A 19,165-nucleotide genomic window follows, 5' to 3' on the forward strand; every position below is an offset into this window, starting at 1 on the left:
TAGTATCCTTCGCAAATCGGGCCGTAGCATGCGGGCCATCATGTAAAAGAAAAACGCCATGAGCGAACGAACGACTTCTGCAAGCTGGGCGATGGGGATTGTCAAAGCATTGGAGATGGACGGCCTGGATTGCCGGGCTCTGTTCAAGCAACTGGGGCTCGATTACGCGGCTCTGGATGATCCGGATGCACGTTTCCCGCAAGATTCCATGACCCGCCTGTGGCAAAGGGCGGTTGAGTTGTCCGGTAACCCGGCGATCGGCCTGAACATGGGAAAAGTGGTGCGGCCGGCGTCGTTTCACGTCGCCGGCTACGCGTTGATGTCGAGCAACACGCTGGCCGAAGGCTTTCAACGCTTGGTGCGTTATCAACGGATCATTGCCGAAAGCGCCGACCTGAGTTTTCGCCTGCTCGATGAAGGTTATGCGCTGATTCTGACCGTGCACGGCGATCATCTGCCGCCGACCCGACAAAGCGCCGAAGCCTCGCTGGCCTGCGCGCTGGGCCTGTGCGGCTGGTTGACCGGGCGCACGCTGCACCCGGTCAAAGTGTTGGTGCAGGGCGATCAGCCCGCCGATCTGGAGCCTTATAAACAAGCCTTTCACGCGCCCCTGGTGTTCAACGCACCGTATGACGCACTGATCTTCGAACGCGCGGATATGGAAGCGCCGCTACCGACGGCCAATGAAGCGATGGCGCTGCTGCACGACCGGTTTGCCGGGGAATATCTGGCGCGCTTTTCCGAAAGCCGCGTGACCCACAAGGCGCGGCAGGTGTTGTGCCGGTTGTTGCCACAAGGCGAACCGAAGCGCGACACCGTGGCGCAGACCCTGCACCTGTCGCAACGGACCTTGCAGCGCCGCTTGCAGGAGGAGGGCACCAGTTTTCAGCAGTTGCTCGATGACACCCGCCGCGAACTGGCCGAACAGTATCTGGCGCAACCGAGCATGACCCTGCTGGAGATCGCTTATCTGCTGGGATTTGCCGATCCGAGTAATTTCTTCCGCGCCTTCCGCCGCTGGTTCGACACCACGCCCGGCGATTACCGGACGCGGTTGTTGCAGGCGCCGAACGCGGTCAGTGACGCCAAAAGGCCGGAATGCACAGCACAAACACCGTAATGATTTCCAGGCGGCCGAGCAGCATGCCGAACGACAGAATCCACTTGGCGGCATCCGGCAGGGTGGCGAAGTTGCCCGCCGGGCCGATGGTTTCACCCAGGCCCGGGCCGACGCCGGACACGGTGCTCGCGGCGCCGGTCAGCGCGGTCATCCAGTCGACGCCGAGCAGCGACAGCAGCAGGGCAATCACGCAGATGGTGATGGCGAAGAAGAACGAGAAGGTCAGAATCGAGCGCACGATCTCTTCGTCTAGGCGGTGGCCGTTGTATTTCTGCTTGATCACCGCGCGTGGGTGAATCAGCTGGTTAAGGTTGGCCTTGAGCAGGATGTAGGCGACCTGGAAGCGGAAAATCTTGATCCCGCCCGCTGTCGAGCCGGAACAGCCACCAACAAAACCCAGATAGAAGAACAGCATCAACGAGAAGTTGCCCCACAGGCTGTAGTCGCCCAGGGCAAACCCGGTGGTGGTGACCACCGAGGTCACGTTCAGCGCGACATGCCGCAACGCCTCCAGCCAGTGCAGTTTGGTCGTCCACCAGTACCAGGTGCCGAGTACCAGCCAGGTCACCAGCAACATCGCCAATAAACCCTGCACCTGCTGATCCCTGATCAACGCCTTGCGGTTGCCGCGCAATGTCGCCACGTAGAGAGTGAACGGCAGGCTGCCGAGGATCATGATCACGATCGCGACCCAGTGCACGGCCGGTTGTGTCCACTTGGCCAGGGACTGGTCGGAGGTCGAGAACCCGCCCGTGGAGATCGCCGACATCGCATGGTTGATTGCATCGAACGGGCTCATCCCGGCCCACCAGAGCGCCAGGCTGCCGAGGATGGTGATGCCGACATACGCTGCCACAATCAGCCGCGCCACCATGTGCGAGCGCGGCATGACCTTTTCCGAACGGTCCGAGGATTCGGTCTGGAACAGGCGCATGCCGCCGATGCGCAGCAACGGCAAAATTGCCACCGCCATGCCGATGAAGCCGATGCCGCCGAGCCAGTGCAGCAGTGAGCGCCACATCAGAATCCCCGGGGACATGGTGTCGAGCCCGCTGAGCACGGTCGAACCGGTCGCGGTGATGCCGGACATGCTTTCGAAAAACGAGTCGGTGTAGCTGATGTGCTGGGTCAGCAGAAATGGCAGTGCGGCGAAAATACACACCACCAGCCAGCTGCTGACGGTGAGCAAATACATGTCGCGGGGGCGCAGATGAATGTGTTCCGGCCGGCCGGGAATCACCAGCGCGAGGCCGGCGACGAAGGTGATCATGCTCGCCCAGAGGAACGACGGCAGGTCGCTGGTGCGCTCGAAAATCACCAGGGTGGCCATCGGCACGACCATGGCCACGGCCAGGGTGATCAGGAAGATGCCGATGATGAAACCAATGATCCGTAAGGTCGGCAACGCCATGAAGTCCGCTCGGGCTGATGTGGGAAGGGCGCCATTCTACCCGTGGGGGCAGGCATGTAAACCGGCACCCGGTTGGCAGATACCGCTAGAATAGCCGCACATTTTTCTCAGGAGGTGGCCGATGCAGGCTCTCGACGCTTTGCTCAACCGTGTTTCCGTTCCACGACTGGTCGAACCGGCCCCCACCGCCGCACAGCGCGAAGCGTTGTTCTCCGCGGCCCTGCGTGCGCCGGATCACGGGCACTTGCAGCCTTATCGTTTCCTGACCGTCGAAGGCTCGGCGCGCGAGCAGATGGGCGAGTTGCTGGCCGAAGCCGCGCAAATGCAGGAAGGCGAAGTCACTGAAGCGATGATCGACAAGGCACGCAACGGTCCGCTGCGTGCTCCGTTGGTGGTTGTGGTGATTGCGAAGTTGCAGGATCACGTCAAATACCCGAAAGCCGAGCAGTTGCTGGCGGCCGGTTGTGCCGCCCACGGGATTTTGCTGGCGGCGTATGCGCAGGGGATTGGCGCGGTGTGGCGCACCGGTGATCTGGCGTATTCCAAGCATGTGGCCCAAGGGTTGGGGCTGGCGGAAGGGGAAGAGGTGATCGCGTTCCTGTACCTCGGCACCCCGCAGAAAGAGCCGCGTGTGGCGGAGAAGGTTGACCTGGCCGAGTTCGTTAGCGCCTGGCCGGGTAAAGCCTGAAGATCAAAAGCCCCTCACCCTGACCCTCTCCCGGAGGGAGAGGGGACTGATTGGGGGATGTTGTAGAGATACGCCGACTTGGACGTTCTTCGCTGAATCCATAATCGACTTCGGTTCAATTCGGATACAGAGTTGATTACGGATTCAGCATCCATAATCAACTCGGTCTGTCAGGTCGATGCAGGGCGCCAGACACCTCACCCCAGCCCTCTCCCGGAGGGAGAGGGGGCTGATTGGGGGATGTTGTAGAGATACGCCGACCTGAACGTTCTTCGCTGAATCCATAATCGACTTCGGTTCAATTCGGATACAGAGTTGATTACGGATTCAGCATCCATAATCAACTCGGTTTGTCAGGTCGATGCAGGGCACCAGACACCTCACCCCAGCCCTCTCCCGGAGGGAGAGGGGGCTGATTGGGGGATGTTGTAGAGATACGCCGACCTGAACGTTCTTCGCTGAATCCATAATCGACTTCGGTTCAATTCGGATACAGAGTTGATTACGGATTCAGCATCCATAATCAACTCGGTTTGTCAGGTCGATGCAGGGCACCAGGCACCTCACCCCAGCCCTCTCCCGGAGGGAGAGGGGGCTGATTGGGGGATGTTGTAGAGATACGCCGACCTGAACGTTCTTCGCTGAATCCATAATCGACTTCGGTTCAATTCGGATACAGAGTTGATTACGGATTCAGCATCCATAATCAACTCGGTCTGTCAGGTCGATGCAGGGCGCCAGACACCTCACCCCAGCCCTCTCCCGCAGGGAGAGGGGACTGATTGTGGGATGTTGCAGAGACGCGCCGACCTGGACGTGCCTGGCTGAATCCAGACCCGATCACGGCTTGGAGTCCATAATCGACTCGGTGTTTCAACTCGATGCAGGGCGCCAGACACCTCGGTCGGCCCCCTCTCCCTCCGGGAGAGGGCTGGGGTGAGGGTGGCTTTTAGGGTTGGACGACGGCGCCGGGTACAAGCGGCAATTCCAGACTCGCAATAAACCCGCCCTGCGGATGATTGGCCAGCGTCAAACTCCCACCATGGCGTTCCGCCGCTCGCCGGGCAATCGCCAGGCCCAGGCCATGTCCCGCCGCCGTCTGCCCCGGCGCCCGGTAAAACGGTTCGCCCAACTGGCTCAAATGCTCAGCCTGCACCCCCGGGCCATGGTCGCGCACGCTCACGACAATTTTTTCGCCCTGACGCGAGGCCTGCATTTCAATCGCTTGACCTTCCGGATTGAAGCGCTGGGCATTGCGCAGCAGGTTATCGACGGCGCGCTCGATCATGGTCGGCCAGCCCTTCAGATTCAGCTGCGGTTCGGCATCAAGACGCACGATCTGCTCGGGCGATGCCAGTTTCGCGTCCTTCTGCAACGTGCCGAGCAACGTATTCAGATCCACCTCTTCAGCACTGGCGTTGTCGGCATCGACTCGCGCCAATACCAGAATTTCACTGATCAACGCTTCCAGCCGATCACACTCGCGTGTCAGTCGTGGCCAGAGTTTCTCGCGTTCCTCTGGGTTGGCCCGTTCCGCCAGCGCCAAGGCAATCCGCAACCGTGCCAGCGGTGAGCGCAATTCGTGGGACACATCACGCAGCAATTGCCGCTGACTGCCGATCAGGCTTTGCAGGCGCGCACCCATGCGGTTGAAGTCGGTGGCCAGCACGCCGAATTCGTCGCGGCGGTTGGCCAGTTTCGCCAGGCTGTTCTGCTGATAGGTGGTCTGTCCCAGGTCATGCACCGCGCCGCGCAAACGGCTGAGCGGGCGGGTGATGGAGAACGTGACCAAGAGGCTGAACAGGGTCAGTACCACCAGCGCAATACCCAGCGCACTGAGCGGCCAAAGCAGGCTATCGCGGTGCCAGGCGTCGAGTTCCGGGTGCGGGATGCGGAAGATGAACAGATAGGTGTCACCGGTTTTTTCGCTGGTGAACTCGTCGGTCAGGCGCCGCCAGGGCAGGCGGCGGTCATCGTTGTTCTGGCGGGCTTCGAAGGCGGCGGCGCGGCGCGGGAAGGTGCCGCGGACCACCGGATCACCGCTTTCGTTGAGCACCTGAACGTCGATGTGATACTGGCGTTTGCGTTGTTCGAGGATCGTCTGGGCGGCTTCTTCGCCCTGGGCTTCGTAGGTTTGCGTCCATTCACTGGCCAATGTGTTGAGGCCCGGGTGACGGCTGAGGATCCACGCGTCCTGGTTGAGCATGTGCCCGAGCAGAATGGACAACCCGGCCACCAGAGCGATGGCCAGCCAGAAGCTCGCGAGAATACGCCAGAACAATGAACGCACAGAAATTCCTCAGAACAAACACAAAACCCCTGTAGGAGTGAGCCTGCTCGCGATAGCGGTGGGCCAGACACGATTCTGTCGACTGGCACACCGCTATCGCGAGCAGGCTCACTCCTGCATTTGGATCGGTAAAAACAGGCCCCACGGAATATGCCGCCGGGCCTGTGATTAGAACATTATTGCGCTTTTTGCGGCTGTTGCGCTTTCCACGCCTTGAACTCGGCCCATTCGGCGCGGCGTTCCGCCTGTTTCTTCTGGATCTCGTCGAATTTCTTCTGTTGATCCGGCTTCAGCAGGTTGCGTACGTCGGCTTCGGCTTTCTTGTGGTTGGCCGCCATCTCGTCCTTCATGGCTTTCTGGTCAGCCGGCGAGAGTTTTTCCAGGTACTTCTCGACCACTTGCTTACGCTCGTGCATCTGCTCGCCCATGATCTTGCGGATCTGCTCGCGCTGTTCGCGAGACAGGTCGAGTTGGCTGTACGGTCCTTTGCCGTGCATGCCGTGCATCTGACCGCCGTGGCGAGCGCCATCCATTGGGCCACCCATCGGGCCGCCATCCTGCGGCATGGCCATGGCGACGGTTGGCAGAGCGGCAGCGAACATCAGAGCGATAAGAGTCTTGCGCATGGTGTATCTCCTTGTCTCGTTCCCGGTACGTTCCGGATGAGTACAGATTACGGAGATCAAGGTCAGCGGCGGTCAGCGCTGCGTAAAGCTTGGGTAAAGACGCTTTGTGTCCAACCTTACAAACACACCCCTATAGGCGTGAGCCTGCTCGCGATAGCGGTGTATCTGGCAAGAAAGTGTCGACTGACACACTGCCATCGCGAGCAGGCTCACGCCTACAGGGGGTGGCAGGTTCAGAGGCTATAGAAGTAACCGCGGCTACGCAGGGCGACGATCCGTGGACGACCGTCCGGGTGCGGGCCGATCTTCTTGCGCAGGTTGCTGACGTGCATGTCCAGGCTGCGGTCGTACAGGGTCAGCTTGCGGCCGAGGGCCAGTTGCGCCAGTTCCTGTTTATCCAGCGGCTCGCCGGGCTGCTTGAGCAGGGCTTCGAGCAGGCGGCTTTCGGACACGGTGAGGGTCAGTTCTTTCTCGTCGATGCTGACCACGCCACGCACCGGGCTGAAGCTCAGGTCGCCCAGTTCCAGTTGAGTCGACACCGCTGCCGGATGGCTGCGGCGCAACACGGCGCGCAGGCGGGCGGTCAGTTCACGGGGATCGCACGGCTTGGCCAGGTAATCATCGGCGCCGAGCTCCAGGCCGAGGATGCGGTCCAGCGGCTCGCCTCGGGCCGAAAGCATCAGCACCGGCAGATCGGCGTGATCGTTGCGCAGTTGCTTGAGCAGTTCCAGGCCGCTGCCGTCGGGCAGCATCACGTCCAGCACCACCGCCGCGGGCGACGATTCGGCCAACGCCTTGCGCGCACTCTGGCCATCGTGGCAGGCGCGCACCTGGAAGCCTTCCTGGCTCAGCCAGCTACTCAGGAGTTCGCACAACTCCTGGTCATCATCAATCAGTAACAGCTCGCTCATGACTCACTCAATTTAGCCATTGCCGACGTTTTCGGCTTGCTCCACTGGCAAAGATACCGCAGAGCAGCGCCAATAGCGCTACTCCGGCACCGGTGACGAACCACTGCTGCTGTTCGGTCAACAGACGCGGGAGCGGGCTGGCCTGGGCTTCCTTGAGTTGCAGCTTGAGACGCTGGTTCTCCTGGCGCAACCGGGCGAGCTGGGCGCTTTCGCGGGTGTTGTCGGCATTTTGCAATTGTTTGCTCAGTTCTTCCCGCTGCTGTTCGCTGACCTTGAGGCGCTGTTGCAACTCGGTGATCTGACTGCCGGCACTCAATGACAATGGCGTGGAGCTGCCGCCTTCGGTGGTTTCCTCACCATGGGCGGGCGCCATGATCGACAACGTGACCAACATCAGACACAACGGACCCTTGCGCATCGCGACACCTGCTTCCAAATGGATATTGGGCAGGTTGTCGGCAGACAAACGAGAATAATGAGCGATTGAGAGCAGCAAGAACCGAGAAGGTTCAGTGCCGGGGAAGACTGGTTTGTAGTGCAGGTGACTTTGTGGCGAGGGGATTTATCCCCGATGGGCAGCGAAGCTGTCCCAATAACAGGGACTGCGGTGTGACAGGCACACCGCATTGGATGGCTTTGGGGCGCCTTCGCCACCCAACGGGGATAAATCCCCTTGCTACTGGGGCTTCTGGTCTTTTACGGGAGGACTTGCTTGAACGGTTTGACGATCACATTGGCATACACGCCAGCGGCGATGTACGGATCGGCATCGGCCCACGCTTGCGCGGCGCTCAGCGAATCGAACTCGGCGACGATCAGGCTGCCGGTGAAACCCGCTGCGCCCGGATCATTGCTGTCGACCGCCGGGTGCGGGCCGGCCAATACGATGCGACCTTCGCCCTTGAGCGCTTGCAGGCGTTCCAGGTGCGCAGGGCGCGCGGCCAGGCGGGCTTCCAGCGAGTTGGCGACGTCGGTGGCAATGATGGCGTAGAGCATGTCAGTCCTCGGTTTTTGGTGTTGTGGTATCGGCGTCGTGCAGGTGACGAGACAGGTAGATGCCCTGAGCGACCAGGAACAGCACGGTCATGCCCAGGCTGCCGAACACCTTGAAGTCCACCCAGATGCTCTGGAAGGTGAAGGCGACGAACAGGTTGGCGGCCCCGCAAAACAGGAAAAAGCCGATCCAGGCGATGTTCAGGCGGGTCCAGACCGGATCCGGCAGGGTCAGTGCGTGGCCCATGATGCGTTTGATCAGCAGGCGGTCACCGATGAAGTGACTGCCGATGAAGGCCACGGCGAACAGCCAGTTGACCACCGGCGCTTTCCACTTGAGGAAGGTCTCGCTGTGGAAGGCCAGCGTCAGGCTGCCGAATACCAGGCAGGCGATCAGGGTCAGCCATTGGCTCTTTTCCAGCTTGCGCTGTTTGATGAACAACGCACCGTACACCACGAGGGAGCTGATGATCAGCATCGCGGTGGCGCTGTAAATACCGCCTACAGTCACTTCATGGCCAGCGATGTCGACGACCCGTGGATCAAGTTTGTAAACGATGAAGAACAGCAGAAGCGGGATGAAATCGATGAATTGTTTCACAGTAAGAGCCAGAAGCTGGATGTGGCGGCATAATAACAAACATATGGGCGCGCGATAGCGTCAGCTGATTTGAGGTTACAACTCCCCGTGAATGTTGATTTGCACTGCCATAGCACGGCCTCCGATGGCGCCCTGGCGCCTGCGGTTCTGGTTGCGCGTGCGTTTGAAAACGGCGTGCGAGTCCTGGCGTTGACCGACCACGACACCCTTGAAGGCCTCGCCGAAGCGCGCGCGGCCGCCGATGAATTGGGCATGCAACTGGTCAACGGCGTCGAATTGTCCTGCACCTGGGGCGGCGCGACCATTCATGTGCTGGGCTACGGTTTCGACGTCAACGCCGCGCCGTTGGTCGAGGCAATTGCCAAATTGCACGATGGCCGCTGGCTGCGGTCGGAAGAAATAAGCCGCAAGCTCGCGCTCAAGGGCATGCCCGGCGCCCTCGATGGCGCCCGGCAGATTCAGCTGGAACTGGGCGATAGCGGCAATGCGCCGGCCCGTCCGCATTTCGCTGACTGGATGGTACGTGAAGGTTTTGTAAAGGATCGCGCCGAAGCCTTTCGCAAGTGGCTCGGCGCTGGCAAGTTGGGCGACGTCAAGTTGCACTGGCCGACACTGGAAGACACTGTCGACACGTTGCGCGCCGCCAATGCGTGGGTCAGCCTGGCGCATCCGTGGCACTACGATTTCACCCGCAGCAAGCGCCGAAAGCTGATTGCCGACTATATTCAAGCGGGCGGGCACGCGATTGAAGTGGTCAATGGCTTTCAGCCCGCAGAACAGGTGGGCAGCCTGGCGATCCTTGCCCGTGAGTTCGGTCTGCTGGTCAGCGCCGGCAGTGATTTCCATGGCCCTGGAGGCTGGTCCGAGATCGGCCAGTACCGGCCGGTTCCCGAGGACCTTCCACCCCTGTGGTGTCGGTTCAAACATGACACAGTTATTGCCGCCGTCTGAACAGGTAGAGAATGTGAGTCAATTTTTCCAGATTCATCCGGAAAACCCGCAAGCGCGCCTGATCAAACAGGCGGTCGAGATCATCCGCAAGGGCGGGGTGGTGATTTACCCTACCGACTCTTCCTACGCCATTGGTTGCCAGATCGGCGACAAGACCGCCATCGAGCGGGTTCGGCGCCTGCGTCAGCTGGATGAAAAGCACAACTTCGCGCTGATCTGCAGCGACCTGTCGCAACTGGGCAATTACGCCAAGATCGACACCGGCACGTTCCGCATACTAAAGGCGCATTTGCCGGGGCCTTACACCTTTATTCTCAACGCTACCCGCGAAGTGCCTCGGCTGCTCCTGCATCCGAAGAAGCGCACCATCGGCCTGCGCGTGCCCAGCCATCCAATCGCCCTGGCGCTGTTGGCCGAACTCGGCGAGCCGCTGATGAGCGTGACCCTGATCATGCCCGGCGACGAAGACCCGCTGAGCGATCCCTATGAAATGCGTCAATTGCTTGAACACCAGGTGGACCTGATCATCGACGGCGGTTTCGGCGGGATCAAGGCGTCCACGGTGATCGACCTGACCGGCGACGATCCGGAAGTGATCCGCGTCGGTTGCGGCGACCCCGCGCCGTTCATGGTCGAGGCCTGAATGTCCGCAGTGGAAACCGTTGTCGATCCCCAGGCCGGCGCCCAGCAGGAACTGCCGTTTGCCATGGTCTATGGCCAGGCGGTCATGGAAATGCCGCTGGACCTGTACATTCCGCCGGATGCGCTGGAAGTCTTTCTCGAAGCCTTCGAAGGTCCGCTCGACCTGCTGCTGTACCTGATCCGCAAACAGAACATCAACATTCTCGACATTCCGGTGGCGGAAATCACCCGCCAGTACATGGGCTATGTCGAGTTGATGCAGTCGGTGCGTCTGGAGCTGGCCGCCGAGTACCTGGTGATGGCCGCGATGCTCGCCGAGATCAAGTCGCGCATGCTGCTGCCTCGGGCTGAAACCGTCGAAGACGAAGAAGACGACCCGCGTGCCGAACTGATCCGCCGCTTGCAGGAATACGAGCGCTTCAAGGCCGCCGCCGAAGGCATCGACGGCTTGAGCCGGGTCGGCCGCGATGTGATCGTGCCCAAGCTCGACGCCCCGGAAGCCCGGGCGCGCAAGCTGTTGCCGGATGTCGCACTGGAAGAGATTTTGATGTGCATGGCCGAGGTGCTGCGCCGTGGCGATATGTTTGAAAGCCACCAGGTCAGCCGCGAGGCACTGTCCACCCGCGAGCGCATGAGCGATGTGCTGGAACGGCTCAAGGGCGGCGGTTTCGTGCCGTTCGTCGAGCTGTTCACCGCCGAAGAAGGCAGGTTGGGAGTGGTGGTGACCTTTATGGCGATCCTTGAACTGGTCAAGGAATCTTTGGTCGAGCTGGTGCAGAATGAGCCGTTCGCCGCGATCCACGTGCGAGCCCGAGCCGAATAACGAGTCGAAACATGAACCTGACTGAACCCCGCGAGCTGGCGCCCCTGCTTGAAGCCTTTCTGTTGGCCTCGGGAAAGCCGCAATCCCTCGAGCGCCTGTTTGAACTGTTCGAAGAAGGCGAACGCCCCGAACCTGCGGTTTTCAAGAAAGCCCTGACCCTGTTGGGCAAGTCTTGCGAAGGCCGCGCCTTCGAGCTCAAGGAAGTCTCCTCCGGCTATCGTCTGCAGATCCGCGAGAAGTTTTCGCCGTGGGTTGGCCGCTTGTGGGAAGAACGCCCGCAGCGTTATTCCCGTGCCTTGCTGGAAACCATTGCGCTGATCGCCTATCGCCAGCCGATCACCCGTGGCGAGATCGAAGACGTGCGTGGCGTGGCGGTGAACAGCAACATCGTCAAGACCCTGCTGGAGCGCGAGTGGATCCGCGTCGTCGGTTACCGCGACGTGCCCGGCAAGCCGGCGATGTTCGCCACCACCAAGGCCTTTCTCGATCACTTCAACCTGAAGAACCTCGAAGACCTGCCGCCATTGGCCGAATTGCGCGAGATGGAAGCCGATCCGGTGCTCGATTTCGACGACGCGCCGGTACCGCAAGGCTTGCAGGAACTGGCCGACGCCAGCGCCGAGCCGGAGGAGGAGAAGGAGGAGACCAGCTTCCATACGCTGTTGCTGGAGCTGGACAGCATGGAGGAGGGGATCAAGACCGATTTCGACGACTTGCTGCGCGATGCGGCGGACGGTGAGGTGTCGACGCCCGATGCAGTGACTCAGATCGAGCCTGAGCCTGAAACCGCGATCGCCGAACCGGCCATTGAAGTTGAACGTGAAGCCGAGCCAGAAGCCGAACCGGAAGAAGACATCCTCGGCGTCGCCGAAGCACGGGAAAAACTGTTGGCAGCCGTCGCTGCCCTTGAGCAACCCGCGCCAGCGCCAGAACCCGAACTGAGCGAAGAAGAAGCCGAAGCCCGCGCCCTGGCCGAAGCCATCGAAGCCGAGCGCCGCGAATTCGAGGACTGACCGAAATCCGGAGAACAATGACGGCCCCTGTGGGAGTGAGCTTGCTCGCGAAAGCGGAGTGTCATTCAAAGATGATGTATCTGACATACCGCCTTCGCGAGCAAGCTCGCTCCCACAGGGTTTAGTGTGAACCAGGAATATCAAATGAGTTCGGCAAAAGACCCGTGCATCAGCCTCTGCAAGTTCTCCGACGACATCTGCCTCGGTTGCGGCCGCAGCAAGCGCGAAATCAAGGCCTGGAAGAAACTCGACAAGGATGACAAGCGCACAGTGCTGGCTGAAGCCGCGCTGCGTCTGATCAAACTCGGTGGCGCCGGTCGGCGGAAAAAGAAATAACTGTTGAACGATCAGCTAGTCTCTGATGCGCGATGGCGCACATCCGCGTATGATTCGCGACCCTTCGGCGATCCCTTCGCCCGAAAACCCAGATTTCAATGCTTCAGGCGCCGCCTGAACAGACCACACCGGGAGGTGCCCAGATGAGTGACATCAATCAGAAAGACGACCAGGAAATCGGCCCAGCAGGCGAAAAGCTGCAGAAAGTCCTCGCCCGTATCGGCGTCGGCTCGCGCCGTGACGTTGAAGCCTGGATCAGCCAGGGCCGGATCAAGGTCAATGGCAAAGACGCCACCCTCGGCCTGCGCGTTGACATGCACGACGCCATCACCATTGATGGCAAGGTCATCAAGCGCGAAGAGGCGGCCGAATCGGTGCGCCGCGTGATCATGTACAACAAGCCCGATGGCGAGATCTGCACCCGTGACGACCCGGAAGGCCGTCCGACCGTGTTCGACAAGCTGCCGCGTCCGAAAGAGGGGCGCTGGATCAACATCGGTCGTCTCGACATCAACACCACCGGTCTGCTGATGTTCACCACCGACGGTGAACTGGCCAACCGTTTGATGCACCCGTCCTACGAGATGGACCGTGAGTACGCCGTGCGTGTACGCGGTGAAGTCGACGACGAAATGATCGAGCGCCTGAAGGCCGGCGTCGTGCTGGAAGACGGCCCCGCCAAGTTCACCGACATCAAGCAGGCGCCAGGTGGCGAAGGTTTCAACCACTGGTATCACTGCGTGGTGATGGAAGGTCGTAACCGTGAGGTTCGTCGTCTGTGGGAATCCCAAGGGCTGGTGGTCAGCCGTCTGAAGCGCGTGCGTTTCGGTCCGGTGTTCCTCAACTCCGACCTGCCGATGGGCCGCTGGCGCGAAATGAGTCAGTACGAAGTCGACATTCTCAGTGCTGAAGTCGGCCTGACGCCGGTAGCGATGCCGCAACTGAACGCCAAGAGCAAAGACAAGCTTGAGCGTATGCAGCGCAAATCGTCTCGACCAATGGCCAAGACCGAGCGCGTGCGCACGCTGCGTCCAGCCGCTGGCGCACCGACCGGCCCACGCCCAAGCCGCGAGCCGCAGATCGAAGGCGAGCGTCCGGGTCGCAAGCCGGTTGCCCGTGACGGCGAGCGCGCTCCGCGTCCGGCCAACGGTCGCACTGAACGTGGCGAGCGTGGTGCGCCTGCCGGTCGTGGCACGCCTGTGGCGGATCGTCCTGCGGACACCATCAACAAGCGCCCGGCCAAGCCTGCGCCAAAGCGTCCGGGGATCAAGCTGGTCGATGGCGACAAGCCGTCGGGCAAGCGCCGCGGTGCGCCGGCAGGTTCCGGTCAGCGTCCGGGGTTTGGTCGCAAGAAGCCGGAATAAGGCAGCTATGAGTTTCTAGCGGCAAGCTTGTAGCTCAAGCAAAAACGCCAACCTCAGGGTTGGCGTTTTTTTTCGTCTGGCGAAAGGTATGTGGTGCTTTTGAGGGCCTCATCGCTGGCAAGCCAGCTCCCACAGTTTTTTGTAGCGCTGCATAAATCCTGTGAACACCGCAGATCCATGTGGGAGCTGGCTTGCCAGCGATGAGGCCAATGCAGCCACCTAATTTGCAGGATCAGAACACAAACCGCCCGTCAAACACTGGCTTGTCATCCAGCGCCAAAACGCCGCCGGAAAAGATCAGGTCCAGGTGATGGCTACCCTTGGCGCCACCGCCGAGGCCCAGGTGCAACCCGCAGTGCCGCTCCTCGAACCCGGCATTGCGCGCATACAGATCCTTCACGCCTTCGTTGGTGCCGATCCCCAATTCCTCGATCCGCCGGTTCGACGGGTTGGCGTCCAGGTATTTGTTGAAATCATGCTCCAGCCCCGGCACATCAGTGGCGATGCGGCTGATGGTCGAGTTCTCGATCCACAGTTCCAGTGGCGACTCCAGCACGCCGTACTTGCGCGCAAAGGGGATGGTGCTGAGGAAGGTGCCCTTGAATTTCACATGGCCGTTGATGGCTTCGCTGTGGGTGGCGATTTCGCCGGGGGCCAGGTCGAAGTTGCCGACGCCGTTGATGTCGGTCCACTTCTTGATGCTGCTCAGCGGCGTTTCGAACCATGAGCCGTGGTCGTCCCTGAAGCTCAGCGTGGTGGCCTGGGACATGCGCTGGATCAGATGACTGTTGAGCCCGGCGATGCGCTGCGGGGTGATGCTGAAGGTGTCGTAGAAATAGTCGCCGTAATCCTTGAACAGCAGCGACTTCTTCCAGTTTTCCGCCATTACGCCTTGCAGCGCGCGGACAAACTCCGGGCCGTCGGGACGCGGGTTGGGCAGGGTGGAAGAGTCGTAGAAGAAAATGTACAGATCGCTATCGGCAATCGCTGCGGTCAGCGTTGCGGTGCTTTCCAGATCCAGGCGTCTTGCGCTGAAGGTGAAACGCGGGTGATCACCGGCCTGTTCGGCGATGGCGCCGGTCAGGGCTTCGTAATCGGCGGTGTGGCCGAGCAATACCTTCGCCGACTCCAGGCCGGCAAGGGCGGGGTGATGTTCGAGGTAGTAAAGGAAATGCGAGATCGCACGGGGCTTATCCATGAGTACTCCCTGACTGACCGTGAAGGAAGCGGCAGGCACGACCGGCCGGACCGTGCCTGCCCGGGATGTCTTACAGAGGCCACATCGCCGTGCCGAACGGAACGACCGCGTCGGCTTGCATCATTTCCACAGCCGCCTCGTGGGTCGGTGCTTCAAACCATTCGTCCAGTTGCAGTTCGGTATCCAAGTCTTTTTCCAGTGCTTGCATGGTCGATCTCCTAGATGACTTTCACGGTTATGACTGGCCGGTCGAGGTGGCCGGCAAGACGTGAAAAACCTAGTTCAGGGTGTTTTGTAATGCAAAAAATTATTTATTTAAAATTTAAATAAACTTTTTATTCTGTTTTTTGCCAAGGGTTTTCTTATTTGAAAACAAAAAACTAAGCCGCCAACTTCATTAGCAAGCTTGCTACCGTCAATTTGTAGACATCCTTCGAAAATTTCTGAAATGGAAAATTTACGTTACGCGACGTAAAGAAATGTTTACGAAAAGCGCGGCGTAGCCCAGTGGAACCACGTCTCTCCCGAGGCTGTAAGGAAAACCTGCCGAAGCCCGGCTGCGAGCGCTCCATGCAAGGCTCTGGCGCGCTTGTTTCAGCGTCGTTTGAAGGGTGTGATGCGCCCCATGCCTGTCGTGCAGGTGCATAACAAGAAGGAGGCGCAATGAACGCCGTGACTGATCTCCACTTCTCTGCGTGGGACGGTTTTCTCCCCGTCCCCGTCGATGGCCTGCAAAGGCCTGACTCAATTATTGCTGCCGCCCGAGCGTCTCGAGGCGGACACACGCAATCCCGGCAACCGCCACGCTGATCCAGCGGGGTCTGGCAGCAGGGCGTTAGCGGTGTACAATGCGCCGCGTTTTAACTGTGACCCTCTGCGTAATCGCGCAAACCTCAAGGCTATCCGCCTTGTTCACTCCGCCGCGTCATAAGCGTGTCGGGTTCGATTTCGTCACAGATAAAAACAAACAGGTGACGCATGACCGTTGTAAATAAGCTGAACTCCTGGTGCCTGCGCTGGGGTTTGATCGGGGCTGCCTGAAATCGCAACCTTGCAGCAACGTCTACTGAACATCATCAAACCTTGCGTGAGACCTTTTTCATGAGTGGACAACCCTCGCAATCAGGCGAGCTGAAACGCGGCCTGAAAAATCGCCATATTCAACTGATCGCCCTCGGTGGCGCGATCGGTACCGGATTGTTCCTCGGCTCGGCCGGGGTGCTGAAATCCGCCGGCCCGTCGATGATCCTCGGCTACGCCATCTGCGGCTTCATCGCCTTCATGATCATGCGCCAGCTCGGCGAAATGATCGTCGAAGAGCCGGTGGCCGGTTCCTTCAGCCATTTCGCGCACAAGTACTGGGGCGGCTTCGCCGGCTTCCTGTCGGGCTGGAACTGCTGGATTCTGTATATCCTGGTGGGCATGTCGGAGCTGACCGCGGTCGGCAAATACATTCACTACTGGGCGCCGGAGATCCCGAGCTGGGTCACCGCAGCGGCGTTCTTCGTGCTGATCAATGCGATCAACCTGGCCAACGTCAAAGTCTTCGGTGAAGCCGAGTTCTGGTTCGCGATCATCAAGGTCGTGGCGATCGTCGGCATGATCGCCCTGGGCAGCTACCTGCTGGTCAGCGGTCATGGCGGCCCGCAGGCATCGGTGAGCAACCTGTGGTCGCACGGTGGTTTCTTCCCGAATGGCGTCAGCGGCCTGGTGATGGCCATGGCGATCATCATGTTCTCCTTTGGCGGTCTGGAAATGCTCGGTTTCACTGCCGCCGAAGCCGACAAGCCGAAAACCGTGATCCCGAAAGCGATCAACCAGGTGATCTACCGGATCCTGATTTTCTACATCGGTGCACTGGTGATCCTGCTGTCGCTGACCCCATGGGACAGCCTGCTGGAAACCCTCAACGCGTCCGGCGATTCGTATAGCGGTAGCCCGTTCGTGCAAGTGTTCTCGATGCTCGGCAGCAGCACCGCCGCACACATCCTCAACTTCGTGGTGTTGACCGCGGCCCTGTCGGTGTACAACAGCGGTACCTACTGCAACAGCCGCATGCTGCTGGGCATGGCCGAGCAGGGCGATGCGCCGAAAGGCCTGGCGAAGATCGACAAACGCGGTGTGCCGGTGCGTTCGATCCTGGCGTCGGCGGCGGTGACACTGGTGGCTGTATTGCTCAACTACCTGATTCCGCAGCACGCACTGGAACTGCTGATGTCGCTGGTGGTAGCGACCCTGGTGATCAACTGGGCGATGATCAGCTTCTCGCACTTCAAGTTCCGCCAGCACATGAACAAGACGAAGCAGACGCCGCTGTTCAAGGCCCTGTGGTATCCGTATGGCAACTACATCTGCCTGGCGTTCGTCGCGTTCATTCTGGGCGTGATGCTGCTGATCCCGGGCATCCAGATCTCGGTGTACGCGATTCCGGTGTGGGTCGTGTTCATGTGGGTCTGCTACGTGATCAAGAACAAGCGTGGCGCGCAACAGGCGCTGCACGCGGCAGGTGCTGCCAAGTAAACGCTGACGCAGAAACACAAAACCCGGCCTGAGTGCCGGGTTTTTTATGGGTACAAATGCTGTGAGTCGGGTGCTATTGGTAGTCGGCGACAGGATAGTCTCTGCACAAGGTTTCGACCTCTGAACGAAACTGCGCAAGGAGCAGGGGTTCCAGTGTGTAGTCCTGCTCACCGAGCGGCGCCACGGTATTCAGAATCCGCACGATCAAATCGACGATCTGGCGGCTGCCGTGGACATCGACCCGGCGTTGCGCCAGAGCGCCCGTGCCGATGCGCAGCCCGCTGGTAACGAGTGCCGAGCGCTGATCGCCGGGGACGCGATGTTTGCTGACGATGATCCCGCAGTGCCCCAGCGCCGCCTCCGCGATGGCGCCCGTAACGCCGCCACGCAAGCGAACCAGCACCGTGTGGTTTTCACTGCAGCCGCCAACCACCTCATAATCCTTTGCCTGAAACGCTTTGGCCATTTCATCCGCCGTACTGCGGATCTGCGCCATGCAGGCATCGAACTCTGCGGACATTGCATAACCCAGCGCGGCAGCCTTCGCAGCGATCATGTTGGCGGCGGGCGCGCCCTGCATTCGCGGGTAAACGGCTTGCTCAAGGAGACGACTGAAGGTGGTCCGCAAGCCGGGAATCTTGGTGTTCGCATCAGCACCGCTGAGGATCAGGCCACCGCGAGGCCCCGCGAGTTGCTTGTGCGTGCACGTGACGGTGACGTGTGCGGCGTTGATCGGGCTTGGATGGCGCGCGGTAGCGACAAGCCCGGCGATATGCGACATATCGGCGAGCAGGATAGCGCCTGCTTCATCGGCAATGTCGCGAAACCGCTTGAAGTCCACCACGCGCGAATAGGCGGTGGCGCCGCAGAGGATGACGCGTGGGCGATGGGCGAGTGCGAGCAGACGTACCTTGTCGTAATCGATCAGGCCGTCGGATGTTGTGCCGTACTGGATCGCCTTGTAGTAGGCGCCGGAAAACGCGGCAAGGCTGCCATGCGTCAGATGACCACCGTGTTCCACCGCCATGCCCAGCAAGGTATCGCCAGGCTCAAGCAAGGCTGTGAGCACTTGGTAAACAGCGTTCGACGCCGAGTGTGGCTGCACGTTGGCGTATTGCGCGCCGAACATTTCCCGCGCCCGACGAATGGCCAGCGACTCGACCAGTTCGACGTTCTCGCACCCCGCGCTGTGGCGCTTGCCGGGCATGCCTTCAGCGGTCACGTTGACCAGCACGGAAGCGGAGGCCGCCAAGGTTCGCGGCTGAACTGCGCAGGAGGAGGAGACCAATGAAAGGGTGTGCTGTTGACGCGTCACCTCAGCGTCGAGAATGGCCGCCAGTTCGGCATCTTCTGCGCGGAGATCCGCGAGGCCACGACGCAACACGTCGGCCTGGTTCTTGAGCGGTTCAGTAATGACTGCCATTGCTTTATTCCTTCCCTGGTTTTGCGTGATTTGCGCATGTCCTTGCTTGCCAGATCTGTACAGGCGAATCCGTGTTTTGACCGCGTGCGCGCAAAACTAAACCCTGTGCAGGCCACCCGTTTTTTCGTTCTTTCACTCGCGAGAATGAGACGCCGGATTGACGCATCATAGATTTTTCAGTGAGGAACACCACAGAATTAATCAAAAAAATGAACATTCTTCAAAGAAAATGATTCTTTTTGTAGTCGTTGCGGG

19 protein-coding genes are annotated in these 19,165 nt (G+C 60.2%); 9 read left to right on the top strand and 10 right to left on the bottom strand.

All coding sequences use genetic code 11. The annotated features are described in order from the left end of the window. Positions 1 to 58 precede the first annotated feature (58 nt). Entirely contained in the window at positions 59 to 1,120 is a 1,062-nt protein-coding gene (locus tag ACXX9E_RS13045; protein WP_202894582.1) for an AraC family transcriptional regulator, read from the top strand. Here ACXX9E_RS13045 and ACXX9E_RS13050 read toward each other — a convergent pair. Next, a complete protein-coding gene (locus ACXX9E_RS13050; RefSeq protein WP_123465649.1) occupies positions 1,077 to 2,531 on the bottom strand; it encodes a TrkH family potassium uptake protein in 1,455 nt (484 codons plus the stop codon). The two genes, ACXX9E_RS13045 and ACXX9E_RS13050, sit on opposite strands and share 44 nt — an antisense overlap. A 121-nt stretch (positions 2,532 to 2,652) precedes the next feature. On the opposite strand from ACXX9E_RS13050, the gene ACXX9E_RS13055 reads away from it, so the two are divergent. Then, positions 2,653 to 3,219, top strand: a complete 567-nt coding sequence (locus ACXX9E_RS13055; protein WP_429541299.1) for a nitroreductase family protein — start codon at positions 2,653 to 2,655, stop codon at positions 3,217 to 3,219. Positions 3,220 to 4,168: 949 nt separating this feature from the next. On the opposite strand, the gene ACXX9E_RS13060 is transcribed toward ACXX9E_RS13055, so the two are convergent. From ACXX9E_RS13060 to ACXX9E_RS13085, 6 genes are all read right to left on the bottom strand, one after another. Continuing rightward, positions 4,169 to 5,509: a sensor histidine kinase gene (locus ACXX9E_RS13060; RefSeq protein WP_128616257.1), complete on the bottom strand. Its 1,341-nt coding sequence runs from the start codon at positions 5,507 to 5,509 to the stop codon at positions 4,169 to 4,171. A gap of 176 nt (positions 5,510 to 5,685) precedes the next feature. After that, on the bottom strand, positions 5,686 to 6,135 hold the full coding sequence (locus ACXX9E_RS13065) for an LTXXQ domain protein (RefSeq protein WP_128616258.1): 450 nt from the start codon (positions 6,133 to 6,135) through the stop codon (positions 5,686 to 5,688). A gap of 233 nt (positions 6,136 to 6,368) precedes the next feature. Then, the gene (locus ACXX9E_RS13070) at positions 6,369 to 7,046 is read right to left on the bottom strand and encodes a response regulator transcription factor (protein WP_123465657.1); all 678 of its coding nucleotides are present in this window, start codon (positions 7,044 to 7,046) and stop codon (positions 6,369 to 6,371) included. Between the two features lie 7 nt (positions 7,047 to 7,053). Next, positions 7,054 to 7,464: an SH3 domain-containing protein gene (locus ACXX9E_RS13075; RefSeq protein ID WP_123465659.1), complete on the bottom strand. Its 411-nt coding sequence runs from the start codon at positions 7,462 to 7,464 to the stop codon at positions 7,054 to 7,056. A 278-nt stretch (positions 7,465 to 7,742) separates the two neighbouring features. Beyond that, positions 7,743 to 8,042 carry a YciI family protein gene (locus tag ACXX9E_RS13080; protein ID WP_016987935.1) on the bottom strand — a complete coding sequence of 100 codons (300 nt, stop codon included), beginning with the start codon at positions 8,040 to 8,042 and terminating at the stop codon, positions 7,743 to 7,745. A gap of 1 nt (position 8,043) precedes the next feature. Continuing rightward, positions 8,044 to 8,640: a septation protein A gene (locus ACXX9E_RS13085; protein WP_123452630.1), complete on the bottom strand. Its 597-nt coding sequence runs from the start codon at positions 8,638 to 8,640 to the stop codon at positions 8,044 to 8,046. An 87-nt stretch (positions 8,641 to 8,727) separates the two neighbouring features. Between ACXX9E_RS13085 and ACXX9E_RS13090 the strand changes: the two genes are divergently transcribed. The 6 genes from ACXX9E_RS13090 (at position 8,728) to rluB (ending at position 13,769) form a co-directional block, all read left to right on the top strand. Then, the gene (locus tag ACXX9E_RS13090; protein ID WP_186748513.1) at positions 8,728 to 9,591 is read left to right on the top strand and encodes a PHP domain-containing protein; all 864 of its coding nucleotides are present in this window, start codon (positions 8,728 to 8,730) and stop codon (positions 9,589 to 9,591) included. A 13-nt stretch (positions 9,592 to 9,604) separates the two neighbouring features. After that, on the top strand, positions 9,605 to 10,234 hold the full coding sequence (locus tag ACXX9E_RS13095; RefSeq protein WP_007966016.1) for an L-threonylcarbamoyladenylate synthase: 630 nt from the start codon (positions 9,605 to 9,607) through the stop codon (positions 10,232 to 10,234). Next, positions 10,235 to 11,056 carry a segregation and condensation protein A gene (locus tag ACXX9E_RS13100; RefSeq protein ID WP_024012074.1) on the top strand — a complete coding sequence of 274 codons (822 nt, stop codon included), beginning with the start codon at positions 10,235 to 10,237 and terminating at the stop codon, positions 11,054 to 11,056. It abuts the gene before it with no gap. A gap of 11 nt (positions 11,057 to 11,067) precedes the next feature. Then, positions 11,068 to 12,069 carry an SMC-Scp complex subunit ScpB gene (scpB, locus tag ACXX9E_RS13105; protein ID WP_458555525.1) on the top strand — a complete coding sequence of 334 codons (1,002 nt, stop codon included), beginning with the start codon at positions 11,068 to 11,070 and terminating at the stop codon, positions 12,067 to 12,069. 144 nt (positions 12,070 to 12,213) lie between these two features. Further along, a complete protein-coding gene (locus ACXX9E_RS13110; protein ID WP_186748515.1) occupies positions 12,214 to 12,405 on the top strand; it encodes a DUF1289 domain-containing protein in 192 nt (63 codons plus the stop codon). Between the two features lie 143 nt (positions 12,406 to 12,548). Beyond that, positions 12,549 to 13,769, top strand: coding sequence for a 23S rRNA pseudouridine(2605) synthase RluB (gene rluB / locus ACXX9E_RS13115; protein WP_222833435.1), 1,221 nt, complete (start codon positions 12,549 to 12,551; stop codon positions 13,767 to 13,769). A gap of 232 nt (positions 13,770 to 14,001) precedes the next feature. Here rluB and ACXX9E_RS13120 read toward each other — a convergent pair whose 3' ends face one another. Beyond that, positions 14,002 to 14,967, bottom strand: coding sequence for a M29 family metallopeptidase (locus ACXX9E_RS13120; protein ID WP_123465669.1), 966 nt, complete (start codon positions 14,965 to 14,967; stop codon positions 14,002 to 14,004). A gap of 70 nt (positions 14,968 to 15,037) precedes the next feature. Then, positions 15,038 to 15,175: a hypothetical protein gene (locus tag ACXX9E_RS13125; RefSeq protein ID WP_003222780.1), complete on the bottom strand. Its 138-nt coding sequence runs from the start codon at positions 15,173 to 15,175 to the stop codon at positions 15,038 to 15,040. An 893-nt stretch (positions 15,176 to 16,068) separates the two neighbouring features. Here ACXX9E_RS13125 and ACXX9E_RS13130 point away from each other — a divergent pair. Beyond that, a complete protein-coding gene (locus tag ACXX9E_RS13130) occupies positions 16,069 to 17,487 on the top strand; it encodes an amino acid permease (protein ID WP_123465671.1) in 1,419 nt (472 codons plus the stop codon). Positions 17,488 to 17,560: 73 nt separating this feature from the next. On the opposite strand, the gene glyA is transcribed toward ACXX9E_RS13130, so the two are convergent. Beyond that, a complete protein-coding gene (gene glyA / locus ACXX9E_RS13135; RefSeq protein ID WP_123465673.1) occupies positions 17,561 to 18,910 on the bottom strand; it encodes a serine hydroxymethyltransferase in 1,350 nt (449 codons plus the stop codon). Positions 18,911 to 19,165 lie beyond the last annotated feature (255 nt).

Source organism: Pseudomonas sp. GNP014 (genome assembly GCF_054344005.1).